At 60.6% G+C, this 20234-nt stretch carries 24 protein-coding genes; 15 read left to right on the forward strand and 9 right to left on the reverse strand.

What is annotated here, in order from left to right; genetic code table 11:
• Positions 1–116 precede the first annotated feature (116 nt).
• From NYQ88_RS12425 to NYQ88_RS12450, 6 genes are read left to right on the forward strand one after another with little or no spacing between them, the layout of a single operon-like run.
• Positions 117–452, forward strand: coding sequence for a hypothetical protein (locus tag NYQ88_RS12425; protein WP_275651449.1), 336 nt, complete (start codon positions 117–119; stop codon positions 450–452).
• 57 nt (positions 453–509) lie between these two features.
• The gene (locus tag NYQ88_RS12430; RefSeq protein ID WP_275651450.1) at positions 510–1079 is read left to right on the forward strand and encodes a D-Ala-D-Ala carboxypeptidase family metallohydrolase; all 570 of its coding nucleotides are present in this window, start codon (positions 510–512) and stop codon (positions 1077–1079) included.
• A 60-nt stretch (positions 1080–1139) separates the two neighbouring features.
• A complete protein-coding gene (locus tag NYQ88_RS12435; RefSeq protein ID WP_275651451.1) occupies positions 1140–1382 on the forward strand; it encodes a hypothetical protein in 243 nt (80 codons plus the stop codon).
• Entirely contained in the window at positions 1370–1675 is a 306-nt protein-coding gene (locus tag NYQ88_RS12440; RefSeq protein WP_275651452.1) for a hypothetical protein, read from the forward strand. The genes NYQ88_RS12435 and NYQ88_RS12440 overlap by 13 nt, the downstream gene beginning before the upstream one ends.
• Positions 1675–2019, forward strand: coding sequence for a hypothetical protein (locus tag NYQ88_RS12445; RefSeq protein WP_275651453.1), 345 nt, complete (start codon positions 1675–1677; stop codon positions 2017–2019). The genes NYQ88_RS12440 and NYQ88_RS12445 overlap by 1 nt, the downstream gene beginning before the upstream one ends.
• Positions 2019–2216, forward strand: coding sequence for a hypothetical protein (locus NYQ88_RS12450; RefSeq protein WP_275651454.1), 198 nt, complete (start codon positions 2019–2021; stop codon positions 2214–2216). The genes NYQ88_RS12445 and NYQ88_RS12450 overlap by 1 nt, the downstream gene beginning before the upstream one ends.
• Here the strand turns inward: NYQ88_RS12450 and NYQ88_RS12455 are convergent.
• From NYQ88_RS12455 to NYQ88_RS12480, 6 genes are all read right to left on the reverse strand, one after another.
• Positions 2213–2344, reverse strand: a complete 132-nt coding sequence (locus tag NYQ88_RS12455; protein ID WP_275651455.1) for a hypothetical protein — start codon at positions 2342–2344, stop codon at positions 2213–2215. The two genes, NYQ88_RS12450 and NYQ88_RS12455, sit on opposite strands and share 4 nt — an antisense overlap.
• Before the next feature lie 783 nt (positions 2345–3127).
• A protein-coding gene (locus tag NYQ88_RS12460; RefSeq protein ID WP_275651365.1) for an IS3 family transposase occupies positions 3128–4356 on the reverse strand; the annotation gives its coding sequence in 2 pieces (ribosomal slippage) (positions 3128–4008 and positions 4008–4356; 1230 coding nt in all).
• A 299-nt stretch (positions 4357–4655) separates the two neighbouring features.
• Positions 4656–5048 carry a metallophosphoesterase gene (locus NYQ88_RS12465; RefSeq protein ID WP_275651456.1) on the reverse strand — a complete coding sequence of 131 codons (393 nt, stop codon included), beginning with the start codon at positions 5046–5048 and terminating at the stop codon, positions 4656–4658.
• Complete coding sequence (locus NYQ88_RS12470) at positions 5045–5419, reverse strand: hypothetical protein (protein WP_275651457.1); 375 nt, start codon at positions 5417–5419, stop codon at positions 5045–5047. Before NYQ88_RS12470 ends, NYQ88_RS12465 begins: the two co-directional genes overlap by 4 nt.
• Positions 5409–5918: a hypothetical protein gene (locus tag NYQ88_RS12475; RefSeq protein ID WP_275651458.1), complete on the reverse strand. Its 510-nt coding sequence runs from the start codon at positions 5916–5918 to the stop codon at positions 5409–5411. The genes NYQ88_RS12470 and NYQ88_RS12475 overlap by 11 nt, the downstream gene beginning before the upstream one ends.
• Positions 5918–7513 (reverse strand): AAA family ATPase, encoded by a 1596-nt coding sequence (locus NYQ88_RS12480; protein WP_275651459.1) that lies wholly within the window; start codon positions 7511–7513, stop codon positions 5918–5920. Before NYQ88_RS12480 ends, NYQ88_RS12475 begins: the two co-directional genes overlap by 1 nt.
• 263 nt (positions 7514–7776) lie before the next feature.
• Here NYQ88_RS12480 and NYQ88_RS12485 point away from each other — a divergent pair, with 263 nt between their 5' ends.
• Positions 7777–8598, forward strand: a complete 822-nt coding sequence (locus NYQ88_RS12485; RefSeq protein WP_275651460.1) for a DNA cytosine methyltransferase — start codon at positions 7777–7779, stop codon at positions 8596–8598.
• On the opposite strand, the gene NYQ88_RS12490 is transcribed toward NYQ88_RS12485, so the two are convergent.
• Positions 8599–9378, reverse strand: coding sequence for a hypothetical protein (locus NYQ88_RS12490; protein ID WP_275651461.1), 780 nt, complete (start codon positions 9376–9378; stop codon positions 8599–8601).
• Positions 9323–10030 (reverse strand): Arm DNA-binding domain-containing protein, encoded by a 708-nt coding sequence (locus NYQ88_RS12495; protein ID WP_275651462.1) that lies wholly within the window; start codon positions 10028–10030, stop codon positions 9323–9325. Before NYQ88_RS12495 ends, NYQ88_RS12490 begins: the two co-directional genes overlap by 56 nt.
• A gap of 841 nt (positions 10031–10871) precedes the next feature.
• On the opposite strand from NYQ88_RS12495, the gene ugpB reads away from it, so the two are divergent.
• The 6 genes from ugpB (at position 10872) to NYQ88_RS12525 (ending at position 16642) form a co-directional block, all read left to right on the forward strand.
• Positions 10872–12197 (forward strand): sn-glycerol-3-phosphate ABC transporter substrate-binding protein UgpB, encoded by a 1326-nt coding sequence (gene ugpB / locus NYQ88_RS12500; protein ID WP_275651463.1) that lies wholly within the window; start codon positions 10872–10874, stop codon positions 12195–12197.
• A gap of 102 nt (positions 12198–12299) precedes the next feature.
• A complete protein-coding gene (ugpA, locus tag NYQ88_RS12505) occupies positions 12300–13184 on the forward strand; it encodes a sn-glycerol-3-phosphate ABC transporter permease UgpA (RefSeq protein WP_275651464.1) in 885 nt (294 codons plus the stop codon).
• A 13-nt stretch (positions 13185–13197) separates the two neighbouring features.
• Positions 13198–14046, forward strand: coding sequence for a sn-glycerol-3-phosphate ABC transporter permease UgpE (gene ugpE, locus NYQ88_RS12510; RefSeq protein ID WP_275651465.1), 849 nt, complete (start codon positions 13198–13200; stop codon positions 14044–14046).
• A 3-nt stretch (positions 14047–14049) separates the two neighbouring features.
• On the forward strand, positions 14050–15087 hold the full coding sequence (locus tag NYQ88_RS12515; protein WP_275651466.1) for a sn-glycerol-3-phosphate import ATP-binding protein UgpC: 1038 nt from the start codon (positions 14050–14052) through the stop codon (positions 15085–15087).
• Positions 15088–15110: 23 nt separating this feature from the next.
• Complete coding sequence (locus NYQ88_RS12520) at positions 15111–15857, forward strand: glycerophosphoryl diester phosphodiesterase (protein WP_275651467.1); 747 nt, start codon at positions 15111–15113, stop codon at positions 15855–15857.
• A gap of 8 nt (positions 15858–15865) precedes the next feature.
• Complete coding sequence (locus tag NYQ88_RS12525; protein ID WP_275654920.1) at positions 15866–16642, forward strand: DeoR/GlpR family DNA-binding transcription regulator; 777 nt, start codon at positions 15866–15868, stop codon at positions 16640–16642.
• A 76-nt stretch (positions 16643–16718) separates the two neighbouring features.
• On the opposite strand, the gene NYQ88_RS12530 is transcribed toward NYQ88_RS12525, so the two are convergent.
• Positions 16719–18752 (reverse strand): TonB-dependent receptor, encoded by a 2034-nt coding sequence (locus NYQ88_RS12530; protein WP_275651468.1) that lies wholly within the window; start codon positions 18750–18752, stop codon positions 16719–16721.
• Positions 18753–19013: 261 nt separating this feature from the next.
• Here NYQ88_RS12530 and NYQ88_RS12535 point away from each other — a divergent pair, with 261 nt between their 5' ends.
• Together NYQ88_RS12535 and NYQ88_RS12540 are read left to right on the forward strand one after the other, a co-directional pair.
• Complete coding sequence (locus NYQ88_RS12535; protein ID WP_275651469.1) at positions 19014–19166, forward strand: hemin uptake protein HemP; 153 nt, start codon at positions 19014–19016, stop codon at positions 19164–19166.
• Between the two features lie 9 nt (positions 19167–19175).
• The gene (locus NYQ88_RS12540; protein ID WP_275651470.1) at positions 19176–20231 is read left to right on the forward strand and encodes a ChuX/HutX family heme-like substrate-binding protein; all 1056 of its coding nucleotides are present in this window, start codon (positions 19176–19178) and stop codon (positions 20229–20231) included.
• Positions 20232–20234: the final 3 nt, after the last annotated feature.

Here is a 20234-nt window from a genome sequence, read left to right on the forward strand (position 1 = left end):
AAATCTCTATTGACAGCTAACGATTCGTTCCGCGTAGTTAGAGATTATTAGTCATGCGCCCGATAACGCCAGACAAACACCGCAGTCACCGAGAGCGCCGTTTCCGAGACGAAGTGATGAACGCCGTCCGCAAGAAGATCTGGTCGGAGCAGATCCCCTGCAGCGCAATCATCGTCTCTGGCCGCCCGATGCTGACCGCAGTCCGCGCCCGCATCCTCCGTGGTGAGATCGACGACATCAGCCTATCGCGGGCCCTTCTCATCGCTGACGCCATTGGCCTCGATCTCTCCGACAACATCGTCGCCCAGCCGGCACCCGCCGCCACGAAGCCAACGCTGGCAGAGGTCCTCGAGGCCGCTCGGAAAGTGAAGGCGGCGCGCAGCGGGCAGTCGAAATGCTCAAGGCCGTCGCCGATGGCGGGGATGCCTACACTGTTCGATCTCATCGCTTAGATCGGCATTGTTCGATGCACGGCCGGACCCGAACCTCCGTAAAAATGGAGGCTCTCGATGGCCAAGGTCTACAAGCACTATTCTTCTTTCCCGGCCACCGAGTGGCGCTGGCCCAGCTTCTCGCCGCAAGAAATGGCCAGCCGCGGAGAAGGCGAGCTCATGATCGATGAGACCGCAATGGACCGCTTGCAGGCCCTGCGGAATCGCCTCGGCAAGCCGCTCATCGTCAACAGCGCATATCGATCGGCGGCCCACAACCGTCGCGTCAAGGGTGCCACGAATTCCCAGCATCGGCTCGCTCGGGCATTCGACGTTCGCATGGACAATCACAACCCTTCGGCCTTCGAGCGGGCCGCCCGCGAATGCGGTTTCACAGGCTTCGGGCACTATCCGAAGAGCGGCTTCATGCACATCGATATCGGGCCTGCCCGCCGCTGGAATGACGGCGGCTGGTTTCCAGCTGGCGGAGCGACGCCTAGCTTCCAGCCCGAGCCACCTGCACCTACCCTCAAGAGCGAGGTCCTCAAGCCGGAGGTCCTGACCGCTGGCGGCACCCTGTTGTCTGGCGCGGCCGCCGTCTCGCAGGGCAGCGCCCCATCCACATCGCGTTGGCGGCCATCCTTGTGATCGGCGCTCTGGTGCTCGGCGGCGTGATCCTGAGCCGCACGGTCGGAAGGCAGGACTGACATGAGCCCGCGCGTCGCCGTCGCCATAGCCGCCATCTCGATCATGCTGTCGTTGGTCGGCATGATCTACGTGCAGCATCAGATGCTCGCCGCCGCCAAGGTGAAGGTCACAGGCTTGGAGGAGCGGATGGCATACGCCGAGGCGACGATCTCGCTGCTCGAAGCACGTGCAACTACAGACGCCAAGATCGAGCGGATGACACCATCCGAGGTTCGAGAGGGGCTGAAAAAATGGACCCGCTGAGAAAAACGCCTTCAGAAATTGCCTGTGAGTGCCCTCTCACGAAGTCGGAGGGTGTTCGTAGCGGCGCGATCAAGTTGGCCGTGCTGGGTGCCTTCCTGATCGTTCTCGCGGGTTGTGCCCATTCAACGCCTTCCGTGACATCAAATTGTGCCGGTTGGCGGCAGATCAATCCGACGTCGGCCGATATCGGCGTCATCAGCGATCCTCTTGCCGGCGAGATCCTCTCTCACAACGAACACGGGTCCGCCACCTGCGGATGGCAGCCCCCTACACTTTTGAAAGCGACTGATTGATGGACTGGCACCAGATTCCGTGGAGCGCGATCGTCACCGGCCTGCTTGCGATAGTCGGCTTCATCGGCTGGCTGGTCCGTCTCGAAGCCAAGACGCAGTCGAATAGGCGCGAGATCGAGATTGTAGATGAAAAAGTGGGGCTGACGAATACCCGCGTCGGCCTAACCGAAACGGCGCTGGTCGAGCTACGGACGACCGCAATCACCAGGGCGGACCTCAAGGAAGTCGAAGAGCGCGTTACCGGCAGCGTCAAGGCGGTCGGCGAACAAGTCTCCGGGGAAATCGATCGCCTCGTGCGAGTGATCGAAAAACCCGCCCCGCGCAGCCGGTCCACGAGGAGCTGATGATGGCAAAGAAGGCACCACGGAAACGCCGCGGCACGGACTGGATCATTTCCGTGCACAAAGATCCCGATCCCCGCATCGTCGCCAAGATCGCTGAGGAATATGGGCTGCACGCTGCATATGAGCGCTGGGGCTGGCTAGGCGAGCGAACGATCAGCACGCTTGTCGCACAGGGCATCAAAGAGCTGGCGGCCTAGTGCCCGGCGTGCACGCTGTTCGCGAGATGGCCCGTGATGAATTTCGAGATCATGCCGAACGTCGCCATCTTGAACGAGCCATCATATGTGCCGTCCGACAACCCTGCGCGCCGAAGGTGTTCAACCACCTCGTTCCCCTCGTAGCAGGGCACCGCTTTCAGCCATAGATAAAGCTCATCTGACTTCTCGCCGCCCACGTGTCTCTGCAGGAGCCCGTGGCTTTCGACGCAGCTCTCGGCGATTTCGACCAGCCGCTTCAGCGCGTACTGCGGCGAGCCTGCCGCGCGCGAGATCCGGTCGTAGGCACCAGAGGCGATCTCGTCCTCGACCCATTTTGCCTCGGTCGGCGAGTTACGTGGAATCCTTGAACTGAAGTCCTGCCAGTAGGCAACACCCGCGTCGATGAACTCGCGCCGACGCTCGACCCCGATCTCCGTCCCCGGGGGCCGTGACGGCCCCCGTTAGCGCGGCAAGCTTCTCTTCCGTGCTAGCAAAGGCCATCGTCGGCGCCATGGTCACGCTCAGTGCCAGTGCGACAATCCAGATATACCTCATGGCCCCTCCCCAAATCGCCACCACTCTGGCTCACCGACGACGCGGCGACAACTCCTCTCACTACCCTATAGCCCGTTAAGACGAGTTATGAGGTAGTGACTATCCATGAACGATCCAAAATGGATCGCAGATGGATCATATTTCGACATCACGCCTAATTCGTTATCAACTTCAACGGCTTACACAGGCAGTTCGACGACGAGTTGCGGATCGAATTCGGGATTTTCGCGCCAGTCGTCGCTTTCGTAGCCACGCGGGTCGGCGATAATACGTGTGTTTTCAAGCACATAGTCGGACCGCCGGTGGATGTGCCCATTGGAGTGGACCCCGTTTCGCCGGACAGGCGGCGGTTGGGTTTAGGCACTGAGGCGCAGGAACTCGCGTGGTGAGCGATACTTGAGCCCGGAGTGCGGGTGGACCTCACAGTAATCGTCGATCCATTCGGGCAGCAAGGCCAGGATAGTCTCGGCGTCTGGGAGGATAACGGTTGAGGCGTAGTCCCTTTTCAGGGTTTTGACGAAGGCCTCAGACATGCCGTTGCTCTGTGGGCTTCGAACCGGGGTGAAGAGCAGGTCAATGCCCAGCGCCGCGGCCACTTGTGCGGTCTGCCTGGCGATATAGGCACTGCCATTGTCCGAGAGCCACTCTAGCCGGTGTGGGACCTTTAGGGCCTGGAAGCGGCGCTCGACGGCGGCGATCATCAGATCACAGACCATCTCGCCGGAGATGCCGGCATTGGCGACGGCCGACCAGGCGATGATCTCTCGGTCACAGGCGTCGATGACGAAGACGATGCGCACCACCTCGTTATTGCGGGCATGGATCTCCAGATGATCGGAGCACCAGCGGATATTAGAGCGCAGGGCAACGACGACGCCGTCGTGGGTGCGGGTGGGCCGCAGGGCAGTATGCTTTTGAAGGGTGAGCCCGTTCTGCTGCATGATCCTGAGGACCCGCTTGGTGTTGACGGTGGGCTTGCCCTCCTTGCGCCGCTGCCTGTTGAGCAATGCTGTCACACGGCGATAGCCATAAGTGGGTCGCTGGTCGATGATCGGGCGTAGCTCGGCAAGAAGGGCAACATCGTCCGGCTTGCGATAAGGTCCGCGCGGCTTGGATGGCTTGCTGGCGCGCTCGATCAGGTTGGACCTCGAGACGCCCAGAGTGCGGGCAATGACGCTCATTGGGTATCGTCCTCGGGATTGCTCCACGACAGCAAGGGCGAAGTCCGTTTTTTTGGGCGCGCGAGATCCAGGGCCTCCCTCAAGATCTCCGCTTCCATGGTCTTCTTGCCCAGCATGCGCTCGAGGTCACGCACGCGCTTTTCCAGATCGCGGACCTGGGAAGCGCCAACGACATCTTCATCGGCCTGAACGGCTGCGTGGCCGCCTTCAAGCATGCGGCGCTTCCAGGCGAAGAGCTGGGAAGGGGAAATGCCGGCGCGTCGTGCCACGTAGGAAACGCTCATGCCCGGCTGCATGGCTTCCTCCACCAACCGAACCTTCTCGGCCACTGACCAGCGCCGGCGGCGTTGCACGGAGGTGATGACTTCGACCCGTCGAAACGGCTCGTCGGAACTCTTGGACATAGTCGTACTCATAGGCGCATGCCTATGCCTTATCGGCTATGCCGCCTGTCCGGTCAAAATGGGGTGCGCTCCACCCATGTATCCAGAGGGTCGGCTGTCTTGCACGGATCATTTCAGTCAGATCCGACGCGTATGCAGCGTCCTCGATGCCCGGCTTGTGGCCGCATGACAGCCCAGATGGCGCGTGGTGCGTGACGACGATCGTTGGGCCGTCGTGCGGATGCGACAGCACACCCTCGATGGCGGCGCGGTGCAGGGCGTGGGCGGCGGCGGTATGCTCCGGCCACAGCAGATCGCCGTCAGGTGTGGTCGCGTTGGTATTCAGGCATACATCGCGCCGCCCATGCTTCAGAAGCGTGGACGTCGCCGGCAATCTCGAAGTCCGTCCACAGGGTGGCGCCGACGAAGCGCACGCCAGCGATGACGACCGCCTGCCCGGCCGGCAGCACGATCACGGGGCCGGTGCCGGCGTGCTCAAAAGCATCGAGAGGGCCGCCGCTTAGATCGTGGTTTCCGGGGACGAACACCACGGGGCGGCCCGTAAGCGACTGCAGCCGCGATAGCTCTGAGAGCACAGTCTCGTGGCTGTTGCTGATGTCGCCTGCAATGACCATGACATCGTGATGCGGCACCACAGACGGCGACCAGGGCGTGTGGTCGGTGTGTAAATCTGAAACGATCCATAGCCTCATCCCGCAGCCCTCTTCGCTTTGAAAATCAGCATATGCAGATCTACATCTTGGAGATCGTCGATCGCACGGTCGAGCTCGCGCCGAAGCTGCCAACGCTTGTCTGTGACGTCATCGAGAGGGGCCGGCACACCGACGAGAACATCGCCAGCGCACGCGGTTCCGATCTCGATCAGAGCGACCAGCAGGCGGGTATGCCATTCCGTTCCCCGAAGGGCATCGAGCAGCTGTCTGATGTTCTCTGGCGTCGCATCGATCAGCGTGCGACCCCACCAGACAGCTGCGCCCTCCGGGGCCGTCTCGTCGAAAGGCAGCTGCACGCAGGCGTCGACGAAGAGGCGCCGGAGGCGTTCAAGTTCGTGATCAGACAGCATCGTGCACCCCCATGGGGTCGGGATCGCCCAAGCGATAATAGGTGCCGGCCAGCGTCAGCGCCCACGCGCGGTCGGCGCTTTTCATGAGCAGCGGGGGTGTGCGCAGACGATAGCCGTCTCGGTATTTCGGGTGCCCGGTGACAATGCCCTCCATCTCATAAAGCCCCTCCGGATACTCGCGCCTCGCTACCACCAACCTCCAGTTCTCGAGGAGAGGAGCGGCGCCGAGCACGTCAGCGGGCGGCAGCGCGCCGGCCTTGAGCGGGTGCAGGATCTCGATAGCAGCACTGAGCTGATGGGCAGTCGGTTCGGGGTCGGCAAGGATAGATGTGTCCGTCCATGGGCCCTCAGCGCCCACGCGGCGGCGGTATGCGTCTCCGCCGTCCGCAGCGATGTTGCCGCACCTGCAGCGAGCAAAATGATGGCGATGAGTACTGACGGCCTCGGTCTTGCAGATACCGCACCAAACCGCGTTTTTGATGATGATCTCATTATACATTAGCATCTCCCCATATGTGTCTCACGGCCATCGATGATCGTCGCAATGATCCGTTGCAGCTTCCGAATTGACCCCCCCGGCCACGCGCTCCGAACGAGGTCCATTTCGTCCTCGGCCAAGGGTTCGAACCAGCGGCGATCGATTCCTCGCTCTCTTGCGATGCGATCGACGATCTGACCCGCGAGCACACCTAGGTGCGCCCAGCTGGGCGTCGGCATCCGCAAGATACGCATCCGATCGCGCAACGGAGCTGGGATGCCCTCGACGGAATTGGCGGTCGCGAAATGAGAGACGTGGCTCAGATCGCACTCGACTTCGAGTGCCGGGTCGCGGAACCGGCGTGCCTGGTCTAGCTCGAGCAACGGCAGCAAGGCGTCCAAGGCGGACCCGTTTGCCGAGCCAGTCACCGCCTTCTCGACCTCGTCCCAGATGATGCAACCGTTGGCACTTTTCGAGCGCTTGATCAGCTGCAAGGGCACGCTTTCGCGGGCCGTGGACCATTGAGCGGACGTGCCGCCCAAGGCCGCATCGGCCACACCGCCCAAGCTGAAAAGCTCGCAAGGCAAAGACAGTTCATCGCAGATCGCCCGAGCAAGCGAACTCTTGCCCGACCCCGGATCTCCGACCAGAAGCGTAGGCCGAAAACGAACGTCGTCGCGGACAACAAGGTCGCCTAAAATCGTGTCGATGACATCAATCGCGTGCGGCCACTGAAGCATCAAATGCCGGCGTGCGGCCGCGATGTCGCCCTTCTGAACGAGAGGCAAAGGTTCGCCCGCCAGCTCCTTCCAGCCCCGGTAGATGTCTTTCCGATGGCTCGTTTGTCCATCGGGCAGCTCGGGCACCACGACGACAGCGGCGAGCTCGGCAGCACGGGTCTCTTCGATGGCTTCCGCCCAGTCTTCCTCGCCTGCCTCGTAGTGCTCGGCGGCCGCGGCGATCTCTTCAAAAGTCGAGATCGGGCCCTCTGCCGCCTTCTTATCTGCGGCGTCGATCACGGCTTCTGCCGACCGCACTTGCTCATGCAGCAAATGATACAGCCCGATAGCTCTCACACCTGCAGCAAAGTATTGCGTCTTCGAGCCCGCAGAGCGGCTAAGCAGACCCGTAGCGACGCAGTGCAACCACAGGCCCTCAAGCCGAGATGCCCCGAACATGTCATGCTCTGCGATGTGCAGCGCAAGCGCATGACGCGCCTCGTCGATCTCTCGCTGATGGCCATCTTGGAGACAGGACTGGTACACGCGCATGCGGTGCTGGTCTTCGTGGCCCAACGCTTCCAGTTGCAGCCTGACGGCTTCAAGGGCCATCCGCTGGCAGGTGTCGCGCAATACGCCAACGTTCTTGAGAAGGTCAGCAGGTGGCTTGGAGCTGACGAGTTTTCCGCCTTCATCTCGGCGCCAGAATCCTAGAAGCGGAACGGCATCGCACCACGACTGAATATCGCGCTCGATAGAGTCGGCGAAAAAAGGGGCGCCTTCGAGCAAATCGTCGAGCTGCGGCAGCCGTCCTTCTTTGATGATGCGATGCAGAATCTGGCGCTCGCGGACGGCGAGAATGATGGCGGCCGAGGCCGTGGTTTCCTTTGATGTCATTGTGAAATTTGATGCGGGTCGGTTCCGACCCCTGCCCCGTGGCACTCCGGCATCTGCGCGGTTTGAGCCCGGGGTGCGCCGCCGAGCAATGCTCAGGCGTCACATGACGGCTCTATAGCCTGGTCAGGTGGCGGTGTCCGGGGGCCGACTGCATAAATCGTTAATGAAGATGTAAAGGCCGCACTTGTGCTTCGCGGAGCGGACCCTGATCTTCGCCATGACTACGGGCCGGACCGTCGCAACTGACGGACGAGAGGAACTAAATGAATGGCAAAACCTACTACAACGAGTGGGATCAAAAGGCTGCCGCCGTCCTCCGCGCAAGGATCGCAGATGGATCTCTTCCAGACGGAGACGTCGACACTCGAAGCATCGAAGATGTCACTGCCGACGATCTGCAAGGATACGTCAGCTGTCACTTCTTCGCCGGCATCGGCGGCTGGCCCCTCGCCCTGCGACAAGCCGGTTGGCCCGACGACCGCCCTGTCTGGACGGGCTCATGCCCATGCCAGCCTTTCAGCCGCGCAGGCAAAGGCCTTGGGTTTGCTGACGAGCGGCATCTCTGGCCATCGTTCCATTGGCTCATCCAGCAGTGCCGACCTCCAGTCATCTTTGGAGAGCAGGTTGCGGGAGCGGACGCAGATCCTTGGATCGACCTTATACAATTTGACCTGGAAGCCCTGGACTACGCCGTCGGGGCCGTGCCGTTCCCAGCTGCGGGCGTCGGCGCGCCGCACATCAGAGACAGATTGTACTGGGTGGCCGACACCGAAAGTGGGTCGGAGCGGTGGCCGCGGGAACCCCAAGCGAGCACATCAGTGTCGCATCGAGGACGTAGCACCGACGATCGCGCTTACTGGTCCAGCGACACTTGGATCCTATGCAGTGACGGAAAAAGACGTCCGATTGAGCCCGGAATTCTCCCGATGGCTGATGGGCTACCCGGCGCAGTGGACAGCATCGCGGCCTATGGAAATGCAGTCGTCGTTCCCGCAGCCCGCGAGTTTATCGCAGCGTATCTCGACTATTACATGGCACGTGACCACCAGAGAGAACGCGCCAGAAATCAGGCCTTGTCATGTTGATCATGATGCCGCTACGGAGAGCTGATCGCGGGTCTTCTTGGCTGCCATCGCAAGCTTAAGGTCTGGCAGAGATTCCATCTCTACCCCTGCCATTTCGATGGCCCCGGAGACTGCTTCCGACCATGCGCGCATGATCGGCCACGTTTTATGGGTCCCGTTGTGCAGCGCATAGTGCGCACCCGTGACGTCTCGGGCGTCGGGGTTATGGTCAAGAATAGCTTGGGTGTCCGTTCGCAAAAGCCCCAGCATGGTCTCGCCGTGCGTTGCAAAAGCCCTTCGAACGTCGTGTGGGGAGGCATTGACGCCCGGCAAGTCACTCATCTTGTGCGTGAGCGTCGACGGATGGATGTGCGTCGTCTCCATGCCCTGCCTGCGAGCTCTGATCTGCGGAAACAGCCATGGCGAATTGCTGTCGACGTCTAGCATGCGCTGCACGATCGCCCATGCCGCCGGTGGCAGTGGAATCGTATGGGGCCGCGCCCTGCCCTTCCGCGACCTGCTCTTCATCGATCGAGGCGGGATATGCCACAGACCGCCGATCTCCTCGCTGATGTACTCGAAGTCCTGCCGCCGCGCCTCGCAGATCGTCCTTCTGCGCTGCACAGTCCAGCAGACCAATTCGATGGCGGCGCCGAGCGTGTCATGCACCAAGCCTGACCGACCGAGGGCGATGATACGACCAACCTCCGACATCGGGGGCACGTACCCCGGACTATAAGGGTCGTCACCGTCGACGTCGGTCTCGACGAGCGTTGGCTCCGGCGCCTTCAAGCCCTGCATGATGCCCGGCTGCACGCTGGAGCGGCTGATCTGGCCATCCTCCGCCAACCAGTTCCAGAACCGGCTGAGCACACGCTGGGTGTTTTTGGGCGTGCGTTTCGCGGCCAGACTTGTGGATCTCGCCAAGGATGCCCGCTAGGCGCTGGCGCGTGATCTGCGGCAATGGAATAGGATCGAGGTCGCGCAGGTCGTCGCCGGAAAGCTTCCAGCCGTAGTCTTTCCACGTATCATGCCTACGCGTCCGCTTGACCTCGTCGAGGAAAGCCTTGCGACCCTCCGCAAAGGTCCATGCGAAAACCTTGCGTGGAGCGTCCACGGGTGCTGCCATCGTGACCGCCGCGGCCTTGCCCATTGCCGCACGGAGCTTGTCGACCCACGCTTCATCGGGGATGCCCATCCGATCGCGCAGGATCTGCTGGGCGCGATCGACGATCGACCGGGCTTCGGCAACCGTCCAGAGGTCCACGTCTCCCAAGGCCAGACGCTTGTCGCGCCCGTTGATCTGATACCGCAGGCTCCACTGAACGCCGGTAGCGGAGACCCTCAGCGACAGCCCCCGGCTCTTGGCGTCGACGATGTCGTGTCGTCGACATCCGGGGCCAGCCTCCGACTTGGCCTTGGTAATGACGGCTTGAGTGATGACGACGGGCATACTGGGGCGACCTTTCGATCCGCAGGCCGCACTGGGGCGACACTGGGGCGACCACCAACAAATCAGCCCAGCCCCCTGTTTTCAAGGGGCCGACCGCTATAGCGTTAAAATCAAGGGAAGTCTGTCAGGCTACACTTCACTTTGGAGTTGCTCTGAGCACTGGAATTCGCATAAACACGGAATTCCTAATCCTGGGGTCGTGGGTTCGAATCGCGCCGGAATCACCAGCTAACTTCTTGATATTGTTAACTACCACCTGTGGTCTGATTGGCACGACAGGCGGTTGGGACGAGACACTCTTCATCAAGAGACGGTTTGCCGTCCCCCTTGCTTGCGCACCCTTGCCTGAGTTCTGGTTTCGTTCCGTTTCTGCGGCATGACCAACTCGCCGCCCAGTTCCGAATTCTCCTGCCCGCGGCTGGGTCAGGCTGCGGACAAGGGCTTGCTGTTGGTCGCTCGGTGCAATCTCTGCCGCCGTTCCCGGGCATAACCTCGCCGGCGACCTCCTCCAAATCTATCACCGCGACACGTTCCTTGCCCACCTGTTCGACGGCAGGTGCCCGCGCTGCGGCGGTCGGCCAGCGCCTGCCTCATAGGATGTTCACATGAACCAATGCACTGCAAGGCAAAGGCTCTGCATGCGCACGGTGCCGTCAAACCCTTCTGTCATAACACTGTTATTCTCCTAAATTACCAGAACGACGGGCCACCAAGGAGCGGTCCAAAACGGACACGACCGATGTTCATATGAACATTCTGGTTTGCAAAGGAAGATTCCATGTTGTCATATGGCATCAAGCCTGGGGCGAGGAGGTCCCGGCTGAATACTAAGGGAGAGAGCATGTTTAAGAAGATTATGCTGCTGTCTGCGGGTATGGCTGCCGTGCTTGCTGCAAGCCCGGCGTCGGCTCAGACCGAAATCAGCTGGTGGCACGCGCTCGACGCAGAACTTGGCAAGAAGCTGGAATCCATCGCCCAGGGGTTCAATGACAGCCAGTCAAACTACAAGGTCGTCACGACCTATAAGGGAAGCTATCCGGAAACCCTGACCGCTGCGATCGCAGCTTTCCGCGCCAATGAGCAGCCCGCCATCGTGCAGGTCTTCGAAGTTGGTACCGGCACGATGATGGCAGCCAAGGGCGCCGTGAAGCCGGTTTACGAACTGATGACCGAAAACGGCCAGCCTTGGGATCCAAGTGGCTTCCTCGGCCCGGTTGTGGGCTATTATTCTGACACCGATGGCAACATCCTCTCGCTGCCGTTCAACTCGTCCACCCCCATCATGTACTACAACAAGGACGCCTTTGCAGAAGCCGGCCTTGATCCCGAAACCCCGCCAAAAACCTGGGCGGAGCTCGAAACCGCGATGCAGACCATCGTGGACAGCGGCGCAGCCAAGTGCGGCCTGAGCTCAGCTTGGATCACCTGGATCCAGACCGAAAACCTCTCGGCCATTCATGACCAGCCGTTCGGCACGCTGGAAAACGGTTTTGGCGGCCTCGGCACCGAGTTCACCTTCAACGGCCCGGTACAGGTCAAACACTGGGAAAACCTCAAGAAGTGGTCCGATTCCGGTCTCTACCAGTATGGTGGCCCGGTGGGTGGCCCAGACGCGCCGCCCAAGTTCTATTCGGGTGAATGCGCCGTCTACATGAACTCCTCGGGATCGCGCGCAGGCGTCATTGCCAACTCGAAGGACTTCGAAGTCGGCTTCGCGCCCCTGCCCTATTATGACGACGTCACCACGGACCCCAAGAACTCGATCATCGGCGGCGCCACCCTTTGGGTGCTGAACGGCAAGAGCGATGACGTCTACAAGGGCGTCGCCGAGTTCTTCACCTATCTCAGCCAGCCGGAAGTCCAGGCTGATTGGCACCAGTTCACTGGCTACCTGCCGATCACCAATGCGGCTTATGAACTGGGCCAGGAACAGGGCTATTACGAAGCCAATCCGGGTTCCTCCGTGGCCATCGAGCAGATCACCCGCGGCACCCCCACGGCCAACTCCAAGGGCGTTCGCTTTGGCAATCTGAGCCAGATTCGTACGTTGGTCGACGAGGAGTTCGAGGCCATGCTCGCAGGTCAAAAGACCGCACAGGAAGCGCTGGATTCCGCAGTTGCCCGCGGCAACGAGGTCCTGCGCGAGTTTGAAGCGACCAACCAGTAATTTGGTTATCGGGGGCCAGAGCCAATCTGGCCCCTTTTTCAGCTCGAATGATGGGCAGCGCCGTCGCGCCCTGTCCGTCACGCGGCGCCCGTGCGAGGACCCATGCAGAGCAAACGCACCATATTTCCAAACAAGCTGCTGCCTTACCTTTTGCTGGCCCCCCAGCTGGTTGTCACGCTGATTTTCTTCATCTGGCCGGCCATTCAGGCGCTGAAATCCTCGTTTGAGCGCGAGGATCCCTTTGGCTTTCGGACGACGTTCATCTGGTTCGATAATTATCGACGCATCTTCGCCGATCCCAATTACATCGGCTCTCTCGGCCGCACAGCCATCTTCGCCATCTCGGTGACGCTGCTGTCCATGGCCGTTTCTTTGCTGCTGGCCGTGGCGGTCAATCGCCTGCTGCGCTCGGGGAAGATCTATACGACATTGCTGGTCTGGCCCTATGCGGTCGCGCCGGTGGTGGTCGGCATTCTCTGGTGGTTCATCTTCAATCCATCCATTGGCATCGCGCCCTATATCCTGCGCGGCATGGGGATCAACTGGAACCACCGCATCGACGGCAATCAGGCCATGACCCTCATCGTCATCGCTGCTGCCTGGAAGCAGATTTCCTACAATTTCCTGTTCTTTGTCGCGGGGCTGCAATCGGTGCCGCAATCGCTCAACGAAGCCGCTGCCATCGATGGCGCGGGCCCGTTCAAGCGGTTCTGGACCATCGTCTTCCCGCTGATCTCCCCGACGACGTTCTTCCTGCTGATCATCAACATCAACTACGCCATGTTCGACACATTCGGCCTGGTTGACGCGACGACCATGGGCGGCCCGGCCCAGGCAACGAACATCCTTGTCTACAAGGTTTATACCGACGGCGTGCTGAACCTGAACATCGGCTCCTCCGCCGCCCAATCCGTCATCCTCATGCTGATCGTCATCGCGCTTACCGTCGTGCAGTTCCGCTTCGTGGAACGCCGGGTCCAGTATTAAGGGGCTGATGCAAATGGTTGAAAACAGACCCTTCCTGACGTTCCTCACCCATCTGGTGCTCATCGCCGGCGTCGTTATCGTGGTGTTCCCGGTCTATCTGGCTTTCATCGCCTCGACACACGGCCCGGGCAATTTTGTCAGCGGTCTCGTACCGCTCCTGCCCGGCCCCCACCTGATCGAGAACTACTCGACGATCTGGAACGAGGGCCTTTCCAGCTCCGGCGCGCCGCCGATCTGGGTGATGATGCTCAACTCGCTGGTTATGGCCATCGCCATCGCCGTGGGCAAGATCGTCATCTCGCTGCTCTCGGCCTATGCGATCGTCTACTTCAAGTTCCCGCTGCGCCTTCTCGCGTTCTGGATCATCTTCATCACGCTGATGCTCCCGGTCGAGGTGCGCATCATCCCGACGTTCAAGGTCGTGGCGGATCTGGGCATGCTGAACTCCTATCAGGGCCTCATCCTGCCGCTGATCGCCTCGGCAACCGCCACCTTCCTCTTCCGTCAGTTCTTCCTCACCGTTCCGGATGAGCTGATGGAAGCCGCACGCGTCGATGGCGCCGGCCCGATGAAGTTTTTCCGCGACATCCTCCTACCGCTGAGCCGGACGAATATCGCCGCGCTCTTCGTCATCCTCTTCATCTATGGCTGGGTGCAGTACATGTGGCCGCTGCTCGTCACCAATGACAGCCGCTACTACACCGTGGTGATGGGCATTAAACGCCTCGCCGCCAGCGCCGATACCGAGCCGCTCTGGCACCTCGTCATGGCCGCCGTGATCCTGGCCATGCTGCCCCCCGTCCTTGTCGTCATCTTCATGCAGCGCCTGTTCGTCAAAGGCCTGGTCGAAACGGAGAAATAAGCCATGGCCACCATTAATCTGGTCGACCTCAAGAAGGACTACGGCAATATCCCCGCCGTCAAAGGCGTCAATCTATCCGTAGCCGATGGCGAACTGATCGTGCTGGTCGGCCCGTCCGGATGCGGCAAGTCCACCCTGCTCCGCATGGTTGCCGGCCTCGAAACCGTCACCTCCGGCCGCATCGAGATCGGCGGCCGCGACGTGGTCAAGGCGGAACCAGCCGAGCGCGACATCGCCATGGTGTTCCAGAACTATGCGCTCTACCCGCATATGACCGTTCGCGGAAACCTCGAATACGGCCTCAAGAACCGCGGCACCCCACGCGAAGAGATTGACCGGCGCGTCAAGGAAGCCGCCGACATTCTCGAGATCGGGCCCATGCTCGATCGAAAGCCGCGCCAGCTCTCCGGGGGTCAGCGCCAGCGCGTCGCCATGGGCCGCGCCATCGTGCGCGAACCAGCCGCCTTCCTCTTCGATGAGCCGCTGTCCAACCTCGACGCCAAGCTGCGCGTGCAGATGCGCGTCGAAATCCGCAAACTTCAGCGCCGCCTCAAGACCACGAGCCTCTATGTCACCCATGACCAGCTCGAGGCCATGACGCTGGCCGATCGGCTGGTCGTCATGAATGGCGGTCTCGTTGAGCAGATCGGCACGCCTACGGAGGTCTATGACCGCCCGGAGACGCTCTTCGTCGCCGGCTTCATCGGTTCCCCGCCGATGAACCTCATCCCCGTGGCGTCCCTCGAACAGCTGGGCCCGCTGCCCTCTGGGACCGACATTGTCGGCATTCGTCCCGATTCCTTCGTCCTGGAAGCGCCAGCCACCGCCCACGTGGCGATCAAAACCGCCGTCGAATTAATCGAACCGGTCGGTGGCGAGAGCCATGTTCACGTCAGTCTGCTCAATACCGGCCAATCGATCGTACTTTCCATACCCGGAAGGCCGGAAATCATTGAGGGCTCAGAAATAATTGTCTATGCACCTGTTTCTGACCTGCATCCCTTCAGCTCCCAAACCAGTCGCCGAACTGATATCGCGTGAGCGGACTGCAAGAAGATTTGACCATGACCATCTCCCCACTGCCCGGCCCCGCCCGGGACGAGGTCCAGGCCCATCGCGGTGCCTCTGCGATCGCTCCGGAAAACACCATTGCGGCCTTCCGCGCCGCTGCGGAACAAGGGGCAAAATGGGTAGAGCTGGACGTCGCACTCAGCGCCGATGGCGAGCTGATCGTCATCCATGATGACAGCGTTGACCGCACCTCGTCCGGCACGGGCAATCTGGGCACATTGACAGCTGCAGAGATCGCGATCCTGGACGGCGGAGCCTGGTTCGCCCCCCGCTTTGCCGGCGAACGCATCCCGACCCTATCAGAGGTTATCACCGCGCTCGGTGAGATTGGCCTCAACATCAATGTCGAGATCAAGCAGCACCCCCATCACCAGTCGCTCGACCAATTGGTCAGTGCGGTGCACGCCGCGATCATCAGGCGCCCGGCGCATATGCAGATAATGATCTCGAGCTTTGATCCGGAATGCCTCAAGGCCATGCACCGTCTGGCGCCTGAGCTCGAACTGGCCATGCTCTGGGACCGAGTGCCGGACAATTGGGAGGCCCTGCTTGCCGAAACCTCGGCGACCAGCATCCATGCCCATTTCAAGGGCCTGAGCATCGGCCTTCTCGAGCAGACATCAGCCAGGGGGATCAAGGTGCGCGCATGGACCAGCAATGACCCGCTCGAACTCGTCTCTTTCTGGAGAGCGGGGCTGACCGGGGTGATCACCGACAATCCACAAATCTATCTGGGATAATGACGGCCATGGGCCAGGACAGGCTATCGGCGCGGCAACGCGATATTATCGCGCTGATTGAAACAGAAGGCGCTCAATATATCGAGCAGCTCGCCCTGCGCTATGACCTGACCACGCAGACCATTCGCCGCGATATCAATGCCCTCTGCGATCTCGGTTTTGCGCGCCGCTTTCACGGAGGCGTGGACCTGCCCGTCCAGCGCCGCAACCTTTCAGTCAATGCCCGTGCGGCACTCCATTCCTCTGCCAAGCAGAACATTGCTGCGCAGGTGGCGGCAGCGATCCCGCCCGAGTCCACCATTTTCATGGGCATAGGCAGCACGGTTCAGTTCGTCGCCAAAGCCCTGCGTAACCACGACAAATTGCGCGTTGTAACCAATAATATCGACGTCGCCCTGACCCTGTCAGACGCGCCGCAGATCGAAGTTCATCTCACAGGCGGCATCATGCGCCATAATGACCGCGACGTGGTGGGCCCGGACACCCTCGACTATTTCGAGAAATTCTACGCCTCCCACGCCATTTTCGGGGCCGGCGCCCTCGATCTCGAGAAGGGAATTCTGGACTACAGCTACAGCGAGGCTCAATTAACGCAAAAGTTGATGAGCACCGCCCGCCTGACCTTCCTTGCTGCAGATGCCAGCAAATGGGGTCGAGAAGCCTCCGTGCGTGTTGCCCGCTTGGACAGCGTCACGCATTTTTTCACGGACAGGCTACCGTCCGATGCAGCTGGCTATCTGGCCGAGACGGGCGTTGAGATCGTCATGTGCGGTGACGCCGAATAAGGTGGTCGGCCCGCACCCGAGTGTCGATGAGCTTCGGACGGGGGAGAAGTAACCTCCCCCGCTCTTGTTGCAGCGTTTAGTAGTCGAACTGGCGAGACAGGCTGACCTTGAACGTGCGACCGGCTGACCGATCGTATGCGAGGTTCTCGCGGTAGTTCGCGTTGAAGAGGTTATCGACGCCAAACTGCACCTGGGTGCCTGCCAGTGGGCCAGACTCGGGCTTCCACGACGCGAACAGGTCGACCGTGCTGAAGCCTTCTGCCTTACCATCGCCCGGGCTGATGATGTATTCACCATTTGCGGCCACCGTCAGGCGAGCGCCGTAAGCGAGGTTCCATTCCGGGTGCTTGCCACCGAGGGTCGCCACCACCTTGGACTGTGGCACGGTCGTCAGCGGCGCGTTTGTGATAAGGTTGTTGCCGGTTGTGACTGACAGCGCCAGGTTGGCGAAGGCCCATTCTGAGTCGTAAGCTGCTTCGACTTCAACGCCATAGAGCTCCGCTTCAGCAACGTTCCCGTAATACGGCACCCCGACTGCAGTGCCGTTGGAAGCAATCATGTCCTGGATGTGGTTGTAGAAAACCGTCGTCTTGAGCGCCGCGGAGTCACCGGACATCAGCAAATCGCTTCCCGATATGGCAAAGCCGCCTTCAACCGTGTTGGCACGCTCCTTGAGCAGGCCAAGGCTGGTGGTCTTGCTGGCGCTGGACGAATAGAGTTCGTCGAGCGTGGGCAGGCGCTGCGTGTGCGCGATCGAGGCAAAGACACTCAAATTGTCATTGAACGCATAGAGCGCGGCAAGCTTTGGCGAAAACGCCGAGTCGGAGCGGCTGGGAAGGCCTGCTGTCGTCGGATTGATTTCGTGGAAGTCACCACGAACGCCGGCCAACAGGGTCAACCGGTCATCCAGGATGAATTCGTTCTGGACGAACAGGCCAAGCTTGTTTTCTGTACCCTCCGGATGGGTCCCAACAGGCACATGCCCCACGGGCGGGAAGTTGACCAGACGGTCCTGGGTGCTGGCCTGAAAGCCGATGGTCGTGTAGTTTTCGAAGCCGTCGCCGATCCACTCGATCGTGTTGTCGCCGGTCAGCTGCCAGGTGCGATACTGATAGTCGGTATCAGCAAAGGTGCTCGGTGCGGGGTAATTGGTAACCGGGCCGCCGGGCGTGGCGCGGTGATTGCGCTGCATGTTCAGCGTATCGGAGAAGCTGAGGGCCAGGTTGAGATCGAGCCAGGGATTGTCCGCGGCCGGGTTGGACCATTTGATGACGCCGGTCTGGTCGATGACATCCCGATCGATATAGCCAAACGGGTCGCCGGCCATCACCCCGGTCTGTGAATAGCGGCTCTTATCGGTCTGGCTGTTGAAGCGTTGATAGGACGCCGTCAGGGTCTGCTCGTCGTTGTCGCCGAAATGGGCGGTGCCCTTGATCAGACCAGATAGGCTGTTGAACTCGGAACCCGAGAGCGGTGTGCCATTGGCCTTTTCAATTTCATTGGTCCGGCGCCAGTTGCCCGCAGCAAGAATTTCGAACGTGTCGTTGATCTGCTGGGCAAGCACGGCTGAGGTCAGTGTCCCCGATCCGTTGCTGTCAAATGTCTGCTTGAGACGGAGCGCGCCAGTATGGCCGTCCTTGATATAGTCTGATGCGTCCTTGGTGGTGAAGTTGATTACCCCACCGATGGCACCCGCGCCGTAAAGCGTCGATGAAGCCGGGCCGCGCAGCACCTCCACCTGCTTGTAGAGTTCGGGGTCAGAGAAGAACGACCCCATGCGGTACTGCTCGAAGAATTTCGGCTGACCATCAATGTTGACGACGATACGCGCCGCGTCAGACGAGTTTTCCGTCGTACCGATGCCGCGAATGTTGAAGGCCTCACCGAGCTGACGCTCCGAGCCGACAATTGTAACCCCCGGTACCGTCGCGAAGATGTCGCCAGTGGTCGTTGCCTGGAGCTGATCAATGTCGTCCCCGGTCACCACCGTCACTGCCTGTGGCGTATCAATGGCAACTTTTGGCGCGCCGCCCAGACCGATGACCAGCCGCTCGAGCAAGGTCACATAGGTTGCGTTGACCGGCGTCTGCGCAGCTGCCCCCTGCGACATGATCATTCCCAATGCGACACTCGCAAGCAGCGCCGCTGAGTGGCTCTTAACCAGCCCCATTTTGTAACTCCAGATATGATGTGGTTGCGGCGAGCTGGCGACGGCTGGCTGACACGTTTGATCCGGCCTAAACATGACAAGCCAGATCACCTATTGCATTGCTTAGATAATATGGCTATGAGAGTCAAGTTTATCAAAGTAGCCAACGGCCGACCTTATCCGCCGTAAGCCAATCAAAAAAATAGCGGATCGAAGATGCCTATGCCGACCAACGTCGTCGCCGAGGAGGCGGAATTGCGTGTGCTGACAAGTGACGAGCTGTTCGCTGGCAGCCGGGAGATCGTCATCCTTCATAACGGCGTCCCGTACCGGCTCCGCGTCACACGCCAAAACAAGCTCATCCTCACCAAATAGGCTCAGACGTTGACACATAAAGAAAACAAAACACCCGAGGAAATTCGCAGCCTGCGCGCGCTGCACCCCCAGATGCGCGAGAGGGATTTTGCCCGCATTCATGGCATTTCCGAAGCCGATCTTGTTGCCTCTCACACTGGTCTGTCGGTAGAACGGCTGCATGCAGATGTAGAGGTGCTGCTCAACGGTCTCGTCGCTTGCGGCGAAATCATGGTTCTGACGCGCAACGAGTCCGCCGTTCACGAAAAGATCGGCATAGTCGAAGAGGTCGTGATCGGCCCGATGGCCTCAATGACCCTGGGCGAAAACATCGACCTGCGCATTTTCTCCAGCCGGTGGAAGTTTGGCTTCGCCGTCGAGAAGGCCGGAGATGAGGGCGCGGTACGCCGCTCGCTACAGTTCTTCGATGGTCAGGGTAACGCGATCTTCAAGGTCCATTCCCGTCCGGCCACCAAGCTCGAGGCCTGGGCACTGCTGGTCGAAAACCTCCGCCATCCGGATCAGTCCGACCACATCGCCCTCGAAATGCCCACCGCGCCGGTTGCAACCCGGGATCCAGCCGGTCCGGCTGAGCTGCGCGAGCATTGGACGGCGATGACGGACACACACCAATTCTTCCCCATGCTCAAAAAGCTCAACCTGCCGCGCCTCGACGCGCTGGAAATGGTGGGCGAGGATTTTGCGTGGCGTCTGGATCACAGCGCCGTACAGGCCATGTTTGATGCCGTCGCAGGCACCGACCTGCCCGTCATGGCTTTCGTCTTCAATCAGGGCTGCGTCCAGATCCACTCTGGCCCGATCGTCAATGTCAAACCGATGGGCCCGTGGCTCAACGTCATGGACGAAACCTTCCACCTGCATCTGCGGCTCGATCAAATCGAGAGCGTCTGGGGTGTCCGCAAACCCACCTCAGACGGGCACGTCACTTCTGTGGAGGTCTACGACGCCAATCGAGACCTGATCATCCAGTTCTTCGGAAAGCGCCAGGAGGGCGCCGACGAGCGTGCGCCCTGGCGTGACGTTGTTGAGCAGCTCCCCACCTTCCTCCGCACTGATGCGGCTTGAGGA

It is taken from the genome of Devosia sp. SD17-2 (assembly GCF_029201565.1).
GTDB lineage: Bacteria > Pseudomonadota > Alphaproteobacteria > Rhizobiales > Devosiaceae > Devosia.